Origin of the sequence: Cohnella thailandensis (assembly GCF_014212135.1) — a bacterium.
Taxonomy (GTDB): domain Bacteria; phylum Bacillota; class Bacilli; order Paenibacillales; family Paenibacillaceae; genus Cohnella; species Cohnella thailandensis.
The window spans coordinates 101,596-122,295 of the sequence record NZ_JACJVQ010000028.1 but is presented as its reverse complement, the minus strand read 5'-3'; the positions used below and the strand labels follow the sequence as shown (position 1 = coordinate 122,295).

At 56.3% G+C, this 20,700-nt stretch carries 16 protein-coding genes; all 16 read right to left on the bottom strand.

What is annotated here, in order from left to right; genetic code table 11:
* Positions 1-427: 427 nt before the first annotated feature.
* Positions 428-4,360: an S-layer homology domain-containing protein gene (locus H7B67_RS31380; RefSeq protein ID WP_185123331.1), complete on the bottom strand. Its 3,933-nt coding sequence runs from the start codon at positions 4,358-4,360 to the stop codon at positions 428-430.
* A 210-nt stretch (positions 4,361-4,570) separates the two neighbouring features.
* On the bottom strand, positions 4,571-5,701 hold the full coding sequence (locus tag H7B67_RS28690) for an MraY family glycosyltransferase (RefSeq protein WP_185123390.1): 1,131 nt from the start codon (positions 5,699-5,701) through the stop codon (positions 4,571-4,573).
* Positions 5,702-5,850: 149 nt separating this feature from the next.
* Positions 5,851-6,552 (bottom strand): WecB/TagA/CpsF family glycosyltransferase, encoded by a 702-nt coding sequence (locus H7B67_RS28685; protein WP_425353873.1) that lies wholly within the window; start codon positions 6,550-6,552, stop codon positions 5,851-5,853.
* Between the two features lie 72 nt (positions 6,553-6,624).
* Positions 6,625-7,788 (bottom strand): polysaccharide pyruvyl transferase CsaB, encoded by a 1,164-nt coding sequence (gene csaB, locus H7B67_RS28680; protein ID WP_185123329.1) that lies wholly within the window; start codon positions 7,786-7,788, stop codon positions 6,625-6,627.
* A 297-nt stretch (positions 7,789-8,085) separates the two neighbouring features.
* On the bottom strand, positions 8,086-10,146 hold the full coding sequence (locus H7B67_RS28675; protein WP_185123328.1) for a DUF5693 family protein: 2,061 nt from the start codon (positions 10,144-10,146) through the stop codon (positions 8,086-8,088).
* Positions 10,147-10,307: 161 nt separating this feature from the next.
* Positions 10,308-12,017 (bottom strand): phosphohexomutase domain-containing protein, encoded by a 1,710-nt coding sequence (locus tag H7B67_RS28670; RefSeq protein ID WP_185123327.1) that lies wholly within the window; start codon positions 12,015-12,017, stop codon positions 10,308-10,310.
* A gap of 132 nt (positions 12,018-12,149) precedes the next feature.
* The gene (fabZ, locus tag H7B67_RS28665; protein WP_185123326.1) at positions 12,150-12,587 is read right to left on the bottom strand and encodes a 3-hydroxyacyl-ACP dehydratase FabZ; all 438 of its coding nucleotides are present in this window, start codon (positions 12,585-12,587) and stop codon (positions 12,150-12,152) included.
* A gap of 199 nt (positions 12,588-12,786) precedes the next feature.
* Positions 12,787-13,296 (bottom strand): CDP-alcohol phosphatidyltransferase family protein, encoded by a 510-nt coding sequence (locus tag H7B67_RS28660; protein WP_185123325.1) that lies wholly within the window; start codon positions 13,294-13,296, stop codon positions 12,787-12,789.
* A 136-nt stretch (positions 13,297-13,432) separates the two neighbouring features.
* Positions 13,433-13,666, bottom strand: coding sequence for a DNA-directed RNA polymerase subunit beta (locus H7B67_RS28655; protein WP_342592350.1), 234 nt, complete (start codon positions 13,664-13,666; stop codon positions 13,433-13,435).
* Between the two features lie 14 nt (positions 13,667-13,680).
* Positions 13,681-14,523, bottom strand: coding sequence for a flagellar hook-basal body protein (locus tag H7B67_RS28650; RefSeq protein WP_185123323.1), 843 nt, complete (start codon positions 14,521-14,523; stop codon positions 13,681-13,683).
* A gap of 39 nt (positions 14,524-14,562) precedes the next feature.
* Positions 14,563-15,426 carry a flagellar hook-basal body protein gene (locus H7B67_RS28645; protein ID WP_185123322.1) on the bottom strand — a complete coding sequence of 288 codons (864 nt, stop codon included), beginning with the start codon at positions 15,424-15,426 and terminating at the stop codon, positions 14,563-14,565.
* A gap of 10 nt (positions 15,427-15,436) precedes the next feature.
* Complete coding sequence (mreB, locus tag H7B67_RS28640) at positions 15,437-16,435, bottom strand: rod shape-determining protein MreB (RefSeq protein ID WP_185123321.1); 999 nt, start codon at positions 16,433-16,435, stop codon at positions 15,437-15,439.
* A gap of 95 nt (positions 16,436-16,530) precedes the next feature.
* On the bottom strand, positions 16,531-16,818 hold the full coding sequence (gene spoIIID / locus H7B67_RS28635; RefSeq protein WP_027094289.1) for a sporulation transcriptional regulator SpoIIID: 288 nt from the start codon (positions 16,816-16,818) through the stop codon (positions 16,531-16,533).
* 230 nt (positions 16,819-17,048) lie between these two features.
* On the bottom strand, positions 17,049-18,206 hold the full coding sequence (locus H7B67_RS28630; RefSeq protein ID WP_185123320.1) for an HD-GYP domain-containing protein: 1,158 nt from the start codon (positions 18,204-18,206) through the stop codon (positions 17,049-17,051).
* 170 nt (positions 18,207-18,376) lie between these two features.
* Positions 18,377-19,105: a M23 family metallopeptidase gene (locus H7B67_RS28625; RefSeq protein WP_185123319.1), complete on the bottom strand. Its 729-nt coding sequence runs from the start codon at positions 19,103-19,105 to the stop codon at positions 18,377-18,379.
* Between the two features lie 73 nt (positions 19,106-19,178).
* Positions 19,179-20,369 (bottom strand): stage II sporulation protein D, encoded by a 1,191-nt coding sequence (gene spoIID, locus H7B67_RS28620; protein WP_185123318.1) that lies wholly within the window; start codon positions 20,367-20,369, stop codon positions 19,179-19,181.
* Positions 20,370-20,700 lie beyond the last annotated feature (331 nt).

Below are 20,700 nucleotides of genomic sequence, written 5' to 3'. Positions count from 1 at the left end.
ACTAGTAAACGCACAGAAATAAGCCAGGCAATAAATGCCACTTAACCTATTATACATTGACGACAAACGAGCGTAAAGAGATTTCTTGGCTTCAGCACTAGACTCTGAGTCTCTAGTCCCTCTGTTTACGCAGCATGTAATTAGACGCACGAGCATTAGAAAAGTTGCGGTTTCCTAATAAAACTTCGCAATTTTTTTTCAATAACCGTTTGAACAAATTCCCACATCTGATTATGTATCGTCTAACCTTCATCAGTATAGCCGATGGGCAGCGCACCGTCATTGCCAAAGTTCTTCCAGACCATCCAATCTCGTCTAGACCATTGATAAGCGAAAATAAAATGACGGCTCAGGGAGGTTGTCCCTTTGCCGTCATCGTTTACTGCCAAGCATTCATTGTAAATCAACAGAATACCTCAGTAATCCATTAGCTCAAGTTAGACGAGAATATATCCGTGCTCAGCTTGAGCAGCTCTACGGCCACTTTGCCCGCTTCCGCTCGCGTCATCGGACTTTGCGGGTTGAAGTTGTAAACCGGCTTCTTCTGTCCAGGCAAGGTCGTAGACGATCCTGTCATGATCTTAGCCTTATTCACGGCATCGACAGCCGGCCGCGCATAATAAGAAATGGAGCTTGAATCAACGAACGCTTTGGCCAGCGCGGCTTCCAGCTTGGAGTCATTGGTCGCCATCTTGAGTTCGAGCGCCCGGGCGATCATCACCGCGGCGTCTTGACGCGTGATCGGATCGTCTGCGCCGAAAGATCCGTCCGTATTGCCTGTAACAATGCCGGCGCGCGCTGCGGTCTCGATATGGGCATAGTCCCAAGTCGTCGTCTCTAGCCCGAGCGTAATCTCCGGGAATGTATTGTTCGCATCATAATTCAACGGTATATTCAGACCCTTTACGAGCAATGTCGCGAACTCGCCGCGGGTTGTCGTATCGTAAACTCCGAACTCCGAGATCTTGAGCGGATTCATGATTCCTTTGGAATACAGGGCGTTCAGAATGTTGCGCGCCCACGGGTGAAGCGTAATGTCGGAGAAGCTCTTCTTCATCTTAACTACTTTATAGTAGCCGAAGTCGTCGAACGGAACGGTAATGGTATGCTTCTTCATGTCCGCCGCGCCGCCGATGTTCTCCCATTGCTTCTTATCCGTGAAGCGGAACACCGTGATGGTGGTTCCGGCCTCATCGACGACGCTTTCGTCGAACTTAAGCGTAAGCTCGCCGCGATTGGTCGGTACGACCTTACGTTCCGAAGGGAACGATACTCCGAAAACTCCTTCGATCGAATAAGGCGTTAAGCCGTTGGTTGCAGGTTTGTACCCGGTCTCGCCTACGTTTCTTTCTTCCCCTACGCCGCCGCTAATCCAATACGTCGGCGATACGTTCGAGAAGTTCAGAAATGCCGTCGGGTTCGTATAAAACTCGGATAGCAGGTAATCGATCAGAACGACGCGGGAACCGACAGGCAAGTTCGCGTCAGTCCGTTGGTCCGGGTCCACCCCGATAATGTCGCCATAGTCGTTCCGGCGCTCCACGATTCCCGTATTCGGATCGGCAATGCCGAACAGCAGGTTCGTATCCGTATAAAGCTTGGTCACTTGGTTCGCATTAGGCGTCGCCGCCTTAAGAACCGTGTTCTTCGGGAAGGTCAGTTCCAATTGTTTGTTGAAGATGCTGAATTTGCTGCCCATCTTCTGCATATATTGGCTGTCCACTTGAACCGTCGATGAGTAGAAAACCGAAACGGTCTCGGTGAACGAATTGCCGGCCTGCTGAATCTGAATCTTGATAGAGGTTGCCTTGTCCGGTTTCAAACCTACGAAGTCGTAGACGAAGCGGTTCGCCAGATCCTCACGCTTGGTGGCGCTCACGCCATTGATCAAAACGTCAGTGGCTCCCTTAGCTTCGATATCGAAGTGAACGAAGTTCTTATTGACGGTGATCTGATCGCCTACGGTCGCAACCGGCGAAAGGATGCGGTACGGGGAGACGACCTTGGTAATCTCAAGCAGTTGGCTCGTGCTTGCGCCCGAACTGTTCGTCAACACCAAATTGTACACGCGCGAACCTTCATCCGGGAATGGGATGTCTTTAATCCGGAGGATGAAATCCCCGCTGTCCCCGATAAGATCGTAGTAATACGGATGAGTACTATTATAAGACAATTGGCCTTGGATTGCCGTCGTGCTGGACGTAACGGATTCCGGAATCTCAATCGGCCCGCTGATGCTCTCGGACCCCAGTTTCAACTCAGCGAATTTAGCGCCGCTTCCGCGAATGACGAGATCGTACAAAGTCTCGTTCGTTTCATAATGGCCGTCGACGGGCTTGAACACCGGCGATACGGACATGATTTTCGACATATCCGCATCGTAATTATCCAGGCCAGCAAGGACAAAGCCCACGCGTCCCTCGCCCAGGGCCGGTTGGAATTTCGCAACTGTCGGCACGTTCTTGTCGACCAGGTAAATGCGAATCTCCTTGACCACATCTTGACGGACGCCGCCTGGCGTTACATTCGTCCCTTTGAAAGTAAGGCGGTTCTCGCCCGCTACCAGTTTGCCGAGTATGCTTGAATCGACCGTCAGATTCAATTCGAATGCATGTGTGGTGCTATTCATTTCTGTCGTCGTATAAGCGTAAGACATGCCATTAATGACATATTGCTCATCCTGAAGATCGTCAAAGCCTAAATATTGGCCTTTAACGTTCACGGTGGTCGTCGCTTTGGAGTCGAAAGACACCTGTTGTCCGTCAGTCAGATTGGCAATATAGATGTAGCTCTTCTGAATGTACGAGATGCTGGCAGCATAAGCCGCGTCAAATGCTTTTGTCGGACTGCCAAGCTGAAACTGGACGGTTTGCTGACCGTTTAGGAAGCCCGTGACTTTATAAACGGCTTGCGTTCCATCTGCTGCTAGCCCCGTCGCACCCGATTCCCTCGTCAAAGTGAGCGGAGTTGTGCTGTACGGCAGATACTTGCCATACAGCTTATCGTTTGTGCCGGCAACAAGCGCCTTGTCCGCGGTCAACAGGATATAGAAGGTAGAGTCGGTTACTTCCGCGCCTTTGAGCGGAGAGCGATCGGCACTGGTCACATCCGGGTCGACGATAGGGTTATAGTTGGTCAAAAGCTGCATGTCCTTAATAACCGTGTTTCCAGGAAGAAATTGAAATCTCGCTGTCACCGACGATGTTGTCGTATCCGGATAGGCCAAGCTTAATTGTACTTTCTGATCGGCAAGCAGATTGCCGAGGCTATCCTTCTGCAAAGGGAAGGAAGGAAGCTTGAATTTGATAAGCCGATAGTTCGGAATGGTCGAATCGCTGCTTGGAATCAGCGTGTCGGAGATAATATCGGCCGCATTCACCGTGCCCGTTACGGTGCTGTTGATGCTGTAATCGGCGTTGCCTGCGAACGGCGTCGCGGCGGAGATGTCCGGGACCAGCATCGTAACCGTAAGTCCTTCCGCTTGATCAGCAGGCGACTTACTAGTCGTCACGGAAGGCGTATTATTAGCCAGTTCGAACGTGTCTGCACCGTATTGCATGATAATGCTAGTAAACGAGTTCACCGCGCTATAGTAGAACAATTGGCGAGTGATCGTGATCGTGTCCGAGCCGTTCTTCAACGTCAGCGTGATCGTATTCAGCCCTGGCTGCAGCGTCAGCGCCGGCAGAGACAAAACGCCGCTGTCCGGAACCGATATTTGAGACGGAGAGGCGCCGTTTAAGCTAAGCGTGACCTCGTTCGTGTTCCGCACCGTTCCGCGCGGCAACACCGTTTGGTTCGGAACGACAGCCTGCGAGCCTTCGTTCAGACTGATCTCCGCCGTTCCGCTCCTCACGAACAGATTCTCCACATAAGGAACTTGATCGTAAAGCACGTAGAACGAATCCGACCTTTGATTCGATCCGTTCATCCCGATCAGCGTAACGCGGTTCATCCCGCTGAACAGGGATAGACTGTTGGCCTTGAATCGCGGCGAAGTGCCCGAATCGGCCTGTACGACGCCGGTCGTGAATTGAGCCGCGTCGACCGTCCATGTTCCGTTCGAGTTCTGGTTCAAATGCTCGATCCTGGCGCTCATGCCGGTCGGCAGCACATTCGCATAAGCACCTTCGAAAGAAAGCGTGCTTTGGTACACAATATAAGCGTTGTCGCGCGACAACAGCGTGTCCGTCGTATTGGAATTATCGATCCTGTAGGTAGCCGTCTTCTTCAAGCTCGTAATATCCGGGCTGAAATAGAACGGAGCGTCTGCGGCCGCATCTGCCTGCTTGCCGATTCCGAAGGGGATCAGCGTGACGGCAAGAATAACCGCCATAAATAGAGAAACAAACTTTTTCACTAGGGTGCCTCCTTCTGTATGTAGAGCCAGATGACTCACTTTCCATTTGACGACCATCCGATAAAAAACATTACAAAAGTTCTATATTCTTTTTTATCGGTTTCTATCAGCAAATGTTTAAGCATTGAGCATAAAAAAGGCTCATATCCTTGTTCTCCGTCATGGCGGATCCAAGAAAATGAGCCTTAATTCTTTAATACAATTAACTAATTATTTAGACCGACTATCCGTCTGCTGCTTGAGGAACATGCCTCTTAAGAAATTGATAACCGGACGCTTCGTCTTGTCGACGATCCCGATGACCTCGGCGCCGATCTGCAGCAGGAAGATCAGCACGCAGATGACGATGAACGTGACCCAGTTGCCCATTCCCGCGCTCGTGGCGACCGAGAGAATGACGGCGCAGGCTCCGAAGAAGGCCGCGATGCCGTAGATGATAAGGACGGTTTTGGGGTGGCTGAAACCGAGCTGCTGCAGTCTGTGGTGCAGGTGCCCTTTGTCCGGGGCGAAAATCGGCTTCTTGTTGACCAATCGACGAATGATAGCGAAGAACGTGTCCGACAGCGGAACCCCGATAATAAGGATAGGAATCACGAAGGATACGATCGTAATTTGCTTAAATCCGAGCATGGACAAGTTCGCGAGAGCGAAGCCTAGGAAAAGCGACCCGGAATCCCCCATGAAGATCTTCGCGGGGTGGAAGTTGTAGTGCAGGAAGCCGACGACTCCTCCGAGCAGGACGGCCGACAGCAGGATAACGGAGCCTTGGCCCATGATCGCGGCCATCACGAGAATCGTCGCGATCGCGATGCCGGATACGCCGGCGGCCAGCCCGTCCAAGCCGTCGATCAAATTAATGGCGTTAGTCACTCCGACGATCCAGAAGATCGTAAGCGGAATGCTGAGCCAATCTCCCATCGGCTGCATGGCCGATCCGAACGGTATATTAACAAGGTTAATCTTGATGTCATATCCGAAAACAACGATACAAGCCGCCGCGATCTGAACGAGAAACTTGAGCTTCGCGTTGAGCTGGAAGCGATCGTCCATCGCTCCGAGAATCACGATAACCGTGCCGCCGACGAGCATCCCCATGATCAGGTTCCGATCATGTTCGCTTAGAAGGCTATCGGGCAGCCAAGGCAGAAAAAGCAGAATCGTTACGGTGAATGCGGCGTAGATAGCTAACCCGCCCATACGGGGCATGACCTTCGTATGAACTTTGCGATGATCCGGCACGTCCATGGCGCCAACCTTGACGGCAAACTTCTTGACGAGCGGCGTAAGCGCGAGCGCTAGTCCTAGCGCCAGTGCAAATCCGGCAATTCCGATTCCAACCAACCAGCCTATCGGCATCTCTATAACTCCCCTTTGTGTGATCACCGGAATGAATTATACTCCGGCTCCACCGAATTCAACAAGGCAGTTTTTCGGCCAAATTCCGGCGAATTTCCTCGTATCGTTCATTTTCATGATTTTTTCACAAGAGATCATCTTGTTTTTAGAACCTTATCTCCGTCTTTAACGACCTTAAGGGCGAATTGAGGCAGTACCAACATTCTCTTGTAACGCTTCGGCTCCTGCAGCAAGCGGTAGAACCATTCCAATCCGAACTTGCGGAAAATCGCCGGAGCTCTCTTGAGCTTGCCGGAAATGACGTCGAAGCTCCCCCCTACCCCCATCATGACGGGAACGCCGAGCTGCTCCTGGTACTTCGCGATCCAAGGCTCCTGATTCGCGACCGAGCGGGCCACGAAGAGCAGATCCGGCTTGGCCGCTTGGATCTGGGCGACGACTTCCGCGTCTTCGTCATCTCTGAAGTAACCGTTTCGCATTCCGACGAAACGGACCCCCGGATATTGCCGCTTCAGGTTGTCGTGCGCCGCTTCCAGAATCTCCTGCGAGGTTCCGAGCAGGAACACGCTCCACCCCCGCTTGTCCCCTTCGCGAAGAAGCTCGTGCAGAAGATCGAAGCCGGCGACCCGCTCGGCAACCGGCTGCTTCACGTGCCGGGCCGCCCAGACGACGCCAGCGCCGTCGGGAACGACGAGATCCGCCGTCTCCAGGATGCGCTGGTATTCCGCGCTCTCGGCGGCAGCCATCAGCATGATGGGATTGCCGGTTACGATTCGGTGAGGCTTTCTCTCCTCGACCGCTTTCGTCAAATACTTCACGGTATCGCTCATATTCATCTTGGAGAAGGGCACTCCATATAATGAGACGGTGGGAAAGGGCCTAAGGTTGCTATTTCCTGTCATTTAACGTCACCTTCTATCTGGATTAAGCAGCGAGCGTACGATGCTTTGCGCCGGCCTGGCCGATTCTTCCCGAAGGCGCCAGATCGCCGCGTGCGACTTCTCCCGCCAGGCTTGAGGATCGTCCAGCATCTTCGCTGCCGTCTCCGCGAACCGATCCGCATCCAGCGAATCGGTCGTGCCGACCGCCCGCGCGCCGAGCTGACCGAGGAATTGATCGATCTTCGGGTCGTAGGAGAGTCCGAGCAGCGGCACTTCCCGGCCCGCGGCATAGATAAGCGAATGCAATCTCATGCCGACCAAGAGCGAGCAGCGGTCTACCTCGCGCAGCATCTCCTGCGGCGCTTCGTGCGACGGGGCAATCTCCGCGTCCGCCGCGAAGCGCCCGAGCCGTTCCATTACGTACAGCGACGCGTCTTCGTCGGAGCCGCGATGGAACGGCAGGAAGCGCAGCCGAACGCTTCGCCGTTCGGCCAGCTTCCCCAGCGCTCCCGCCACGCGGTCCAGGTCCGCGCGGTCGGAGCGCCAGAACCTCACGGACACGCCGACGATCGGCCTGTCCGCGCCAGTCCCGCCGCCGCCGGCGGCCGCCCCCTCGCTCGAACCCGAGCGAGAGCCCGCGCCCTCCGGCAGCGGAAGCCCCATGACCGGATCGGGCACGACGTCGATCCGGTCCCTGGCGACGCCGAAGTCGGCCAGCAGGTCGGCCGATCCGGCGTCGCGCACGCTCACGTACGCCGCTTTGCGGAACGCGCGCGCGATCCAAGGGCGGAACATCGGGCGATTGACCGGCCCGATGCCTTGCGCGTACACGAACGTCGGCTTGCCGCGCATTCGGGCGAGCTCCATCACTCCCAGATAATACGGGATGGAGCCCATTCCGGTCGCATCCTGCAGCAGGCTTCCGCCTCCGCTGATCAGCCCGTCGCTCTCTCCCAGAGCCTTGCGGAGCTCGCCGAGCTTCATCCGCGGCACGGCCCGGACCCCGTATTGCTTCTCGGTCCAGGCCGGATCGCCGGACAGCACGATCGGCTCCACGCCGACTCCCTCTTGCGCCGCTTCCTTCTCCAGAGCGGCAAGAATGCTCAGCAGCACAGCCTCGTCCCCGCTGTTCCGGAATCCGTAGTATCCCGATAGAACGAGCTTGTATTTGCCGTCTTTCTTTGCCTTCATTATGTCACGCACCGCCCGATCTTACCTTAAAATTAGCTGAAAATCATGAGAAACCGCTTCAGCCCTATCCGAGCTTTATGAGAAAAGTCTAACGATCTTTTAAGAAAAGACTTGAAGATGGAATGGCAATCAAGGCCCGAAACGCCGTCTCTATCTCCAAGCCCTTCCCCCATCCGACTCGAATGCGGAGAATCCGAGCAATTTCGCCATCATGGCCCAAGGGCTGCAGGAGCTGTCCGAATAGACGCATCTCGCCGTTCATTAATCATTTTTAATCTTGAATCTCGTCTCGTCCCTTCAAGCGTTAGCCCGATACCCCCGCCAGACCTTCTCCAACACTTGCCAAACCGCGATGGCGATTAGGCCGAGCACCAACCCGATTCCGAGGCCGAGCAGGTCGCGCGTAGCCGACAGGAAAATCGGAGTGTGAAGATGCGCGAACGTGTCCACCATGGAGAGCTGGCCCAGCGTCGCGGCCACGAGGAACACGATGCCCCAGCGGTATTTCAGCGACAGGAACAGGCCGAGAATCAGCAGCGGATGACCAAGCAGGAATTCCTTCGTCCGAGGACGAACGCCGAACGTGGTCTCCAGGAACGAACGGAATTGCAGCTCCAGGCCGGAGGCTTGTCCGGCGTTCCCCGTCCGGGACAGGTAATACATGCCCATCGCCCCGACGATCGCCGCCAAGACGACCCACAGAACCGTGATCGGTTGCTTCATCAGGTTAACGAAGTTGCTGCGAACCGTTCCGCCGTAGCCGTACAGCACCGCATAGAGCGCCACCAAAGCGATCGGAGCCAAGTGCAGCAGGCTGACCCCGCGGAACTGCTCGAGAACCAGATTGTACGTAATATTGCTTAGGATCGCGATAACGAACGGAACGGCCACAAGGGACAGCACCGCCGTTCTGACGTACAGAACGATCGAAGCTCCGACTCGGCCCCACGCCGATTGCGGAAGTCCTTCTTTCCGGTCGTGCTTCGCGCGCAGCCATTTAAGCAGCAGCACCAGCGATGCCGTCGGAGCGGCGATCGCCGTGAACAGAGCCAGCGCCTGGTTCAGAAGCGAGGAATCCAGCACGAGCACGCCCGCGCCGCCGATGGCGCCGATAACGGTAACGAGCGTCAGCAGCTTCGGCAGATACAAGCCGATCGTCGCCGCGATGAGCGCGACCGAGCCGAAGATGGCGAAAGCCTTCCACAGCTTCTCCGCCGACGGACGGTGCACGTCGAACGAATGCGCTTCTCCGACCTTGAAGCCGAAGTCTTCGATCTGCTCGATCGCGCCTTTGGTTCCTTCGTCTTCATCGCCGGCGATCGTCTCGACGACCGTCCCGATCGAATTCGTGATTTGCCCTTTGGATGCGTCCTTCGACGCGCTCGCGTTCAGGAAGATCAGACGCAGGTTGCGGTCCTTGACCGCCAACAGGATGCGATCCGCGAGCGTCTCCGGCTTGCCGACGTTCATCTCCCCTTCGGAGATGGAATGAACGCGCATCACGTTATAATCGAGCAGATTGGCCAACGTTCCCAAGCCCTTCTGCGGAATTTTCAAATTCTCGATAGCCCCGATACCGATTCCCGCTTCCTTCAGGCGCGCGGCGAACTTGTCCAGGCTGCCTTCGTCCGCTTGATCCGCGAAGCCCGTCACGGCATCCCCGTCGAAAATAATCGAGCTGACGCCAAGAGCCTTGAACTGCTCGATCTCCTCGGCCACGAGCTCGTCGTTGTACGGAATCACGTGATCCGACAGGCGAGGCACGATCAGGAAGCCCTCGTCCTTGAGCATCTGCATCTTGATGGGGTTCGGCGGCAGAGGACGCATATAAGCGTCGTCGGGTCCGATATCGAGCAGCAAGCCCTCGCGGCCCCCGAAGGACCAATCCGATACCGGTATGCCGTTTCTTGCGAATGCCTTCTCGATCATTGGACGAAGAACGGAGACATTCTCCGGGTTATTAAATAGTAGATACGTGCGGTTGTCGCCGACTTCCGGCAGCTTGCCCTCGAGAAGAGCGGCGTTCTGCGCGTTGTACACCGTCACTTCCTTCTCCCAGCTCAGCTCTTCCAGGCTGCTCTCGTAGACGGCCATCGCGTTCACTCCGGCGTCCTTAAGCACCTTAATCTGTTCGGTCACGAACGATTGAGGATTCGGCTGGGTTTGGGACATCTGAACGATATCCCGGTAGTCCATCACGAATTCCACTTTCTTAGATGAGGCTTCCGTCTGGATTCGCGTATAAGCGAACGGCAGAGAGCCTAGCAGCCCGATCAGGACCGCCCACCACAATCCCTTCGCCAACCGGCGATTGCTTTTCTCCATCCACTGGGGCACGTCGTCAACTCCTCTAGTCATTCCAAGCGATATCCTATTGCCAATAGTGTGCTCATCTCAAACATTCCCATGTATAAAAAGGAAAACCGTCGCGTGCGGCAAAACCGGACAGGATTCGAGCTCATGCGAACGCGGCAAACCGTCAACCTGTTCGGGATGACGGTCTGCTGCAGTATTCTCTATTAACTAAGGGAATCCACCCTAGCCATAACGGCCGCCGTCAGATCGGCGATCGCGGACGAGGCGTCGGGAAGGCTTCCCTTGCGGACGGCGAAGTACACCTTGATCTTCGGCTCCGTGCCGGAAGGACGCAGGCAGAACCAGGAGCCGTCCTCGAGCAGGAACTTGAGCACGTTCTCCGGAGGGAAGCCGTCCAATCCGCCCGAATAGTCGAGCACCTTGGATACCTTGACTCCGGCCACTTCGGCCGGAGGATCGAGGCGCCAATCGCTCATGATCGAAGCGATTTTCTCGACGCCGTCCTTGCCCTTGAGCGTGCGGGATTCAAGCTTCTCCAGATAAGTGCCGTACTTGGCATAAAGCTCGAGAAGCACTTCGTACAGCGTTTTGCCTTGCGACTTGAAGTAGGCCGCGGCTTCGCAAATCAGCAGCGCGGCGACGATCGCATCCTTGTCGCGGGCGTACGTTCCGGTCAAGTAGCCATAGCTCTCCTCATAGCCGAAGAGGAAGCGATGGCTTCCCGTCTTCTCGAATTCCGTCATTTTCTCGCCGATGTACTTGAAGCCCGTCAGCGTGTTCATGACCTCGCTGCCGTAGGAACGCGCGATGTCCGCTCCCATCTCGCTGGTCACGATCGTCTTGATGACCGCGCCGTTCGCCGGAAGCTTGCCCTTCTCCTTCAAGCTGGAGAGCAGGTAGTAGACCATGATCGCGCCGGATTGGTTGCCCGACAGCACCACGTACTTGCCCTCGTCGTTCTTCACGACGGCGCCCATCCGGTCGGCGTCCGGATCGGTGCCGACGATAATGTCCGCTCCCGCCTTGTCGGCCAGAGCCATGGCGAGCGTGAACGCTTCGTGCTCCTCCGGATTCGGCGACTTGACGGTCGGGAACATGCCGTCCGGCTTCTCCTGCTCCGGCACGATATGAACCTGGGTGAAGCCCGCCTTCTCGAGAACCCGGCGAACGGGAAGATTGCCCGTTCCGTGCAGCGGCGTATAAACGACTTTGATCGCCTCGCCCGCGCCCGAGCGCAGCACTTCCGGGTTTACCGTCTGGGCGACTACGGCATCCGCGAACTTCTCGTCGGCCGCTTCGTCCAACCAGACAATCAGCCCTTGCTCTTCCGCTTCGGCTTGGGTAAGTCTCTTGACGTCATCGAACGATTCGACGGCGCGGATCGAGGCGATGACCTTCTCGGCATCGTCCGGAATGAGCTGGCCGCCATCGGCTCCGTAAACTTTATATCCGTTATATTCCGGAGGGTTGTGGCTCGCCGTGATGACGATGCCGCCCGCCGCCTTCAGATCGCGTACGGCGAACGACAGCTGCGGCGTCGGACGAAGCGAACGGAACAGGTAGGTCTTGATTCCGTTGGCCGCCAGCACGCAAGCCGACTCCAGAGCGTATACGTCCGAATTGCGCCGCGAATCGTGCGCGATCACCACGGAAGGAGCGGACGAACTTCTCTTAAGATGAGCGGCGAAGCCTTGAGTGGCCTTGCCGATCACGTACCGGTTCATCCGGTTCGTCCCGGCGCCCATCACGCCGCGAAGACCGCCCGTTCCGAATTCCAGCTCGCGATAGAACCGATCCTCGATCTCCTTGGGCTGGTCGGAGATTCCCCGAAGCTCCTCCTTCGTCCTCTCGTCAATGTTCGGATCGTTCAGCCATGCTTGATACACCTCATAGGAAGCCGTCTCATTCGCCACTCGTCTCTCATCCTCTCTTTATTATCTCTGTTCTCTCTATGTAGTCTCTCTTAGATCGCCCGGGTTTAGGAAGGTACTTCCGGCTTAACTTCCTAGCCCTTCTTAGCCGTTATTAACCCGGCTCGAGTCCCTTTAACCCTTCGAAGGGTCCGTCAGGGCGAACATCAGCTGACCCTCGGCGACGACCCGGTCTCCGACCTTCGCCGTAGCTTGTCCCTTGCCGACTGGCCCCTTCAAGCGGATAATCTCCACTTCCAGGGTCAACGTGTCGCCCGGGACGACTTGTCCGCGCCAACGGAATTCGTCCACTCCGGCGAAGAGGCCGATCTTCCCTTTATTCTCCTCGACGCCCAAGATAGCGGTCGCGCCCACCTGGGCCAAGGCTTCCAGAATCAGAACGCCCGGCATGACCGGAAACCCCGGGAAGTGGCCGACGAAGTGCGGCTCGTTCATCGTTACGTTCTTGAGTCCTACCGCGCGCTTGCCCGGTTCGAGCTCCAGAATCCGGTCGATCAATAAAAACGGCGGGCGGTGGGGAATGATTTCTTGGATTTGTTCTACGTTCAGCATCGTAAATGCTCCTTTTCTAAAAGTCGGTTAGCGGCGAAACAATCGCATAAGGCCGCCGTTCCGTGCCCATACTAATAATAATCCTTAGGCGAAACTGCAGTCGCCAAGGTTAAGATAAGAAGGTTCGCCGCCGGGCAGCGCCATGGCTTGCTGCCGGGCGGCGGGCTCTTACCAACCCTCTCCATCCCTTCCCGTTCCTCTAGGATGCCCGATTCAGACGGCGGAATTTCATGAGATAGACCCCCGTCGTGACGAAGGAAAGGGCGACCGCGCACCAGAGTATCCCGACTCCTCCGGGAACATCCAAGAAGAGAAAGACGATGGCCACGTAATACACGAAGGTCGTCAGCTTGCCGTATACGTTCGCCGGTACCGTTCTCAAACCGCGGAAATAAAAGATCGTCGAGCTGACGATCATGCCGACCTCCCGAAAAGCCATGATGGCCGCCGCGGACCAAGGAATCTCTCCCCCGATCAAGAGAGCGACGACGACGGAGAGCATCATCAGCTTATCCGCCAGGGGATCCAGCATCGTTCCGGTCAGGGTGATCTGTCCGCTTCGCCTGGCGATATACCCATCCAGCAGATCGGTCAGCCCCGCGAGCAGAATGATCAGCAAGGCGGTTACGGCATGATCGTTGAAATAGAACGCGAGGAACAAAGGGATCAACACGAACCGGGACATGGTCAGCATATTGGGTATGTTCATTTCCCGAATCCCCCTCTACAATAACTCCCATCATTATACCGTTCGCCAAGCCCGGCGGCAAAAAGAAAGCCCCCCTGGATTGCCGGAGAGCCAGAAATCTGCCAAGCTTAACGACAACTTGGCGAGATTAATCTTCTTAGTTGCCGTCTGCGAATACAAGGTCGTACATGTGCTTCCACGTGTTCATGTCGAACACGTCGGCCAGCTCCCGCTCTCCCAGCACCACGTAGCCTAGCGCCAGTCCGACCATCAACGCGAGTACGCAGAGAACGGGGATAATCAATATTTTAACGCTCGTCCCCAGAATCTGTCCGAAGAGACTCGGCTTCGATCTCTTCTTCTTGGCCGGGGGACGGTTAGAGGCCGTCACGGCGCTCCCTCCTATCATCCGCGCAAGTCGGTTGCCATCTGCATCATCTGATCGGCCGAAGTCAGGGCTCGCGCGTTCAATTGATACGCTCTCTGGACCGTGACGAGATCCGCCATCTCATCGGCCAAGCTCACGTTGGATTGCTCCAAGGAGCCTTGGCGGATCGCGACTCCGTCCGTCCGGTTCGGAGTCGCCGTTACCGTCTGCACCACGTCCCCGGCGTTAACGTCGATCGGCACCCCGTACATGTTGTCCGCTACGGCCTGCAGCAGCTCGGGCTTCAACACCTCGACCAGCTTCAGGGAACCGAGCTGCTGAGAATCCAGATTGTCCGGACTCGTCGCCGTTATCGTTCCGTCATCCGCGATAACAAGTTTATAGCCTTCGGGCACGTTAACGAACGTATCCGTCGTTCCGTTCGAAGCCACGACCGGATAGCCGGAATTCGTCACCAGAATCCGGTTGCCGTTCTCCGTCGGCATCAGTTGGAACGCTCCTTGCCTTGTGAAGGCGCGCTCGCTGTCGATCGTCATGCCGGAACGAACCTCGAACAGGGCGTTGCCTTCGATCGCCACGTCCGTCTCCAGACCCGTTGCCTTAAGAGGTCCTTGCGTCATATCCAGGGTTTGGGCGACGACGCGGGCGCCCCAGCCTTGGGTGAAGCCGAGAGGACTGCGGCGTCCTTCCAGCAGGAAGCTGTCCTCGTGCGGCTGAATGTTGGTCAGAATGTCTTCGAATACCGCATTCTTGCGCTTGTAGCCGTCAGTGTTGATATTGGAGATGTTGTCGGCCAGAATATCGAGTTTCTGTTGCATCGCGCCCATGGAAGCCGCCGCGCTGATCATGGAGTTGTTCATGCTTCGTTCTCCTTATTCTCTATAATAGAGTACTCGCCTTTAGACTTTGCCGACTTCGTTAACGGCCTTCTGCAAGCTCTGATCATAGAACTTCACGATCTGCTGATTCGCCGAGTATGCCCGCAGCGCGGCCATCAGGTCGACGGCGGATTGAGCGGAATCGACGTTCGAACGCTCCAGGAAGCCCTGCTGAATCGACACGCGGTCTCCGGCCTGGACTTGCTCGATGCCGTTCGGCTGCCCTTCGTAGCGGAACAAGCCGTTCCCTTCGCGAATGAGCAGATTAGGGTTGGCGACCTTCGTCAGATAGAGCTGTTGGCCGAGCGGTTCGTTGGTCGTCCGGTCGTACAGGGTTCCGTCCGAGCCTACCGTCACGTTATCCCAGCTGCCCCGCACGTTGATCGGCTGGCCGTTCGTGCCCAGCACGGCCATGCCTTCGGAAGAGACGAGCGTGCCGTCGGCCGTCGTCTGGAAGCTGCCATTGCGTGTGTAGCGGACTTCCCCGTCCGCCGTCCGGACCGTAAAGAACGCTTGCGGCTGATAGCTCACGTTGCCGTCGGCGTCCACGTATTTCCCCGAAGCGTCGAAGGTAGAGCCGTCGACCAGAATGTCGGAGATAAGGGCCAAGTCCTGAGAACGATCCGTCTCCATCATATCTCCCTGAAGCAATCCGAGCAAATTCTCTTCTGCGAACACGCCCGTGTTCAGCTTGCCGATCGTCCCTTCGGCCGAGGAGTCCTTGCCTCCCATGGCGGCGATCAGCATCTCGGGGAAGGCGCGATTGACGGAGCTCGTTCCCTTATAGCCCGGGGTGTTGAGGTTGGCGATGTTGTTCGTCACCGTATCGTGGCGTCTTTGCTGCGCGATCATCCCCGAAGCGGCCGTATACAGTCCCCTTAACATAATATCCCTCCTAGCTCATTTTGCGTGTCATCTTGTCCAGGTGGTCGAGCATGATTCCCGTTCCTTTGACCACGCAGTGCATCGGATCCTCCGCGATCAGCACCGGCACCTTGAGCTCGTCCGCCAACAGCGCGTCCAAGCCGTCCAGAAGAGCCCCGCCTCCGGTCAGAATGACACCTCTATCAATTATATCGGCAGAAAGCTCCGGAGGTGTACGTTCCAAGACGGATTTGGCCGAGGACACGATGGAAGATACCGGCTCCCACAACGCTTCCCGAACTTCGTCGGAATAGATCGTTACGGTGAGCGGAAGCCCCGACACCATGTCCCGGCCGCGAATGTCCATCTCCTCGCGCCTGCCCCCGTTGTAGACGGTTCCGATCTTGATCTTGATGTCTTCGCTCGTTCTTTCGCCGATCAGAAGCTTATATTTGTTCTTTATGTACTTCATTATCGCCGCGTCGAACTTGTCCCCCGCGACCTTAAGAGAAGAGGCGGTTACGACGTCGCCCATCGACAGCACGGCAACATCCGTCGTACCTCCGCCAATATCGACAACCATATTCCCGCTGGGCTGGAAGATGTCCATGCCCGCTCCGATCGCGGCCGCCTTGGGCTCTTCCTCCAGGAAGACTTCCTTGGCCCCGCTTCTCTCCGCGGCCTCGCGAATCGCCTTCTGCTCGACGGACGTAATATTGGTAGGCGCGCAGATGAGGATCCGCGGACGGCTGTACCAGGTCTTCCCGCCGACGCGGCCGATGAACGCCTTAAGCATCATGTCCGTTACTTCGAAATCCGCGATGACCCCATCCTTAAGAGGACGGATCGCCACGATGTTGCCCGGGGTACGCCCCACCATGCGGCGTGCGTCTTCGCCAACCGCCAGAACCCGACGCGTATCGCTCTCGATGGCGACGACGGAAGGCTCGTCAAGCACGACTCCTTTGCCTTTCACATGAATGGACACGTTGGCGGTGCCCAGGTCGATTCCGATGTCTTTGCTGAACATGTTCGAAGAATCCTCCACGGCGCTGTAATATCGTAATAGTACCAAATTCGCCGCAAGAAGAGAAAATCCTCTTTTTGTCGAAGAGAAATTAGGACTTAGGCCTTCCCCGCCGTCAGCACCTCGCGTTTCTTGACGGTCGTTTTCTTGTATTTGATCTTGGTCGCTTCTCCTCCTCTCAGATGGCGTATGGATTTATGGTACTCGAGAATGTGTTTGACCTGATCCGCCAGGTCCGGATTGATCTCCGGCAATCTCTCTGTCAGGTCTTTATGCACCGTGCTCTTGGAGACGCCGAATTCCTTGGCGATCGTCCGAACCGTGTTGCGCGTTTCCACAATGCACCGGCCGATCTTGATGGTGCGTTCTTTGATGTAATCGTGCACGCTCCCGCCTCCCTGCTCGATTAGATTGGTACAGTATATGAGGGGCGCGGTCACTTATTCTTTGTTCCGGTGGCTGACAAGCCCGGAAAGTCCATATCCGGCGTGGATTGTGGGCCTAACGGCTGGCCGGAGGTGTCTTTGGACCCATTCTTGCGTCCGTTCGTACCCGTTCGGCCACGCAAAAAGGACAGGGGGCAGCCCCTGTCCTTCCAGCTTCGGTTTCTATTTCCCTAGATCCCCTGCACAAGGCGCAGAATAACCAGTTGGCGGTTCTGATTCAGATCCACCGTGTAAGGCCGCGCGATCGCCTCGCCGTTCGCCTCCCGGATGATTCGGACGACCGGCCTGTGGGCCAGCCGGTTCTCGGCATGCTCGACGATCCCGATCTGTCCGTTGCTCAGCTCGACGACGGAAGAGATCGGAAAGACGACGACGTGCTTGAGGAACATCTGAACGATGTCCATGTTGAAGTCGTAATTGCCCGCCGCGAATAAATATTCCATCGCCTCGTTGTTCGGATACGGATCGCGGTGATGCCTCTTCGAGAGCAAGGCGTCATAAATATCCGCGAGTCCGATGAGCTGAGCGAGCTCCGGAATGTCCTGTCCCTTAAGCGAGAAAGGGTACCCGCCCCCGCTGAACCTTTCGTGATGAAGGAGAGCGGCGCGCGCGGCCTGCTGAGGAACTTCCTTGATCTTGGACAGAACGTCGTAGCCCAAGGAGGTATGCTGGCGAACCATCTCCCGTTCCGAGTCGCTTAGCTTGCGCTTCGCCTTGACGATGGTCTCCGGAAGCCGAGTCATGCCGATATCGAAAAGCATGGAACCGATCGTCAGCTCCTCCAGCCGCGACGAATCGAAACCGCGGACGTCTCCAAGAACGTTCGACAGGAGGGACACCTTAAGCGAATGTTGGAAAAGCTGCGGATCGCTTTGCATCATGACGCTCAGCTCGTTCGCCAGCGGCTTCTCTTCGAGCACGGACAGCACCCGCTCGCGGAAGTCCCGGCGGAAGCGCGCCGTCTCCAGAAACGGAAGGGACAGCCGGGAGTACGTTAAATCCGATTCGACGAAACGCCTCACGCTGTCTTCGGTCCTCACCAGCGCGGCTTCGTTATTCTTCATCTCGGCGACGGCTTTGGCGCCGCCCGATTCCAGGGCTTCTCCCGATTCTCTCTTCTTCGGTCTTGAGTTGGAGAGGTCCGGCGAAACCGGCCTCTGACCGGAATCCTTGACCGCCACTCTCTTGTAGCCTAGATTTCTAAGCCTATTGATATAGTATTCCGTAAGCACCGTGCCCGATTCGAGCATGACCATCCCGCTCTTGGACAGAAGCGTCTTGTTCACGATATCTCCCGGACGCAGGTCGTCTACGTGCAACTCTCTCATGTGCGAAATCTCCCCTTAGCCCTAAAGGCCCCGCCAAGTCAATATCACCTTGGTTCTATCGTACCATAATCTCACAAAAAATGGTGGATTAAATTACAAGAAGTATACTTAATTACAAATAGAGAGGGGCTCCCGGCTCATGCCGGAGGCCCCTCTCTTGCTTAGCGCGCTTATTGCTTCTTCATCAGGGAATTCGGATCGACCGATTGACCGTTGCTAAGAACCTCGAAGTGAAGGTGAATGCCTTCGTTCTGTTCCATTTCGCTGCGGTCGGCCATCGCGATCGTGTCGCCTTGCTTCACTTCGTCGCCTACTTGAACCTTCAGATCGGTCAGGCTTTGATAGACCGTCTTCAAGCCGCCGGCATGCTCGATCTGAACCTCGTAGCCGTTGATAGGGCTCTTCTCGGCCACCGTGACTTTGCCGCTCAGGGCCGCGAGAACCTCGAAGGTCTTGCCGTCCTTATGCGAGAAGTCGAGCGCCGTGTGAGGAGTGAACTTGTTGTCGTACTCGACGACGGCCGCTTGGCGTTCCTCGGCGGATCCGCTGGCGTTGTAGTAAGGCAGAGAGACGGTAATGTCTTCGGAGTCGAACGGCATGCGGAGGGCTTCCCCCGGAACGGCCGCTTCCACCGCTTCCTCGCTGGCCGACGGACTGGCTGCCGCTTCTTCGCTCGCGATGCTCGGTTGGCCCGATACCGGCTCTTGCGGATCTTTGCCGCCCGTGCCGTTCAGCCAGAGAATCGTTACGATGATTGCGGCGGCGGCCATGTAGACTGCTGGGAATACCCAACGCTTGCTGAACAATCTCTTGAGCCCCGACGTCTGGTTTTGCGACGCTCCCGCGCTTGGCTTGGAGGCCTCTTCGATTTTACGAGTGGTTTTGTTTTGGTCACTCATTGTTTATCACCTCAGTAAGCAAGTGTTACCAGGCGATAGACTTTTATACGTGCGAATTGCAAGATTTCTATTCTTATAGCGGTAGTTTCGGTAGCCAGTCGGATGCTTCGGCCAATTGGACTCCCTTATAATAGTATTCTATGATCTCTTCCGCCCTCATTCCCTGCTCGGCCATTCCCTCGGCGCCCCATTGGCTCATGCCGACTCCGTGCCCGCTGCCGTACGTCGTGATGTGCACTCCCCGCTTGTCCTGCTTCAGGGTGAACGCCGCCGACCGAAGGCCCAGCTTCTCCCTGACCGTCTTGCCCGGAATCCGCTCGTCTCCGACGAGGAGCTCTTTGACCCGCCCTCCGTCTGTCAGATCCAGAATGCGAATGGAAGATTTGCCGGCTCCTCCCGCGACGGCGGCTACGGAGCCCACCCCCATTTTCCGGTAGAATTCGGCCAGGCTGAACGTGCTCTTCTCCACCCAGTCGCTCGCTTCGGTACGATCCCAAGGGCTGTCTACCGACCGGAGGTAGGGAAGCTTCGTCCCGAAGACCTCCTCCGAGTTCTCCGTATGTCCGTTGCTCGAGGCAAAATAGAGCGCTTCGATCGGTTCCCCCTCGTAGACGATGACTCTCCCTTTCGTTCGCAAAGTCGCCAGATTCACCTTGTTCCAGCCCTGCTCGTTCGATTGCTTGAGCTCTTGCATCTCTTTAAGCGATTTATAGACTTGGTGGCTCACCGTATCCGTCACGTCCGCCTCGCTGGCCGCCCCCGTCTCCGGTATCCCGGTACGATCCTCCAGCAGCAGCCGGCGGACGATATAGGTTCTTGCCGCCAGGGCTTGGGCTTCCATCGCGGCGGGCTCGAACTCGAGCGGAAGCTCGGCGGCAACGACTCCGCGCACGTACTGCTCCAGGCTCACGCTCTCGACCCGTTTCTCTTCGGTCAAGTATACTTTTATCTTCAATCTTTCTAGCGACCTCAAGGCTTCCGCTTGCTCGGCCTTCTTATCCAGGCTAGCAGACGGCTGCCGCTCCTCCGCGTTCTTCTTGACTGCTTCTTCAAGAACCGGGGCATTCCCGCCGCCGTTCGAAGGGGAGTCCGACGTCGCCGTCGCCGCCGCCGGGAGCGCGGATTCTTGCCGAACCTGCGGCACCGCGACCGGCTTGTCCTTCCCGAGCCGATAGCTCTGCTCGTGAACGAACAACCAGACGATCAAGCCGATGCCGACTCCCAGCACGAAACCTATCCAATCAATTCGCAGCCTCTCGTTCATAGAATCTTCCTTTCGCCCGATGCTTCTCCCATTCTATGTACGATGCCCGATTGCTAGAACGAGTACGCGGGCCAATCAGAAAGGAACCTATCGAGGAGCTTCAGGCAAATAAAGAGACCTGAGCGAAGGGGAGGAGCGACATAGATGAAGCAATGTTATGCCTGCCGGCTTAGCCGATTTCTCCCGTTAGCTAGGGAAAGTCAGAGGGATTGGACTCCTCTTTCGATTTTTAACGGAACTGAGGAGCGTTATTTTGTCTATCCTGCATGTTTTTGCAATCAAACGGAACTGAGAGACGTTATTTGGGGAAAATGGTTAATAAATTCGCCAT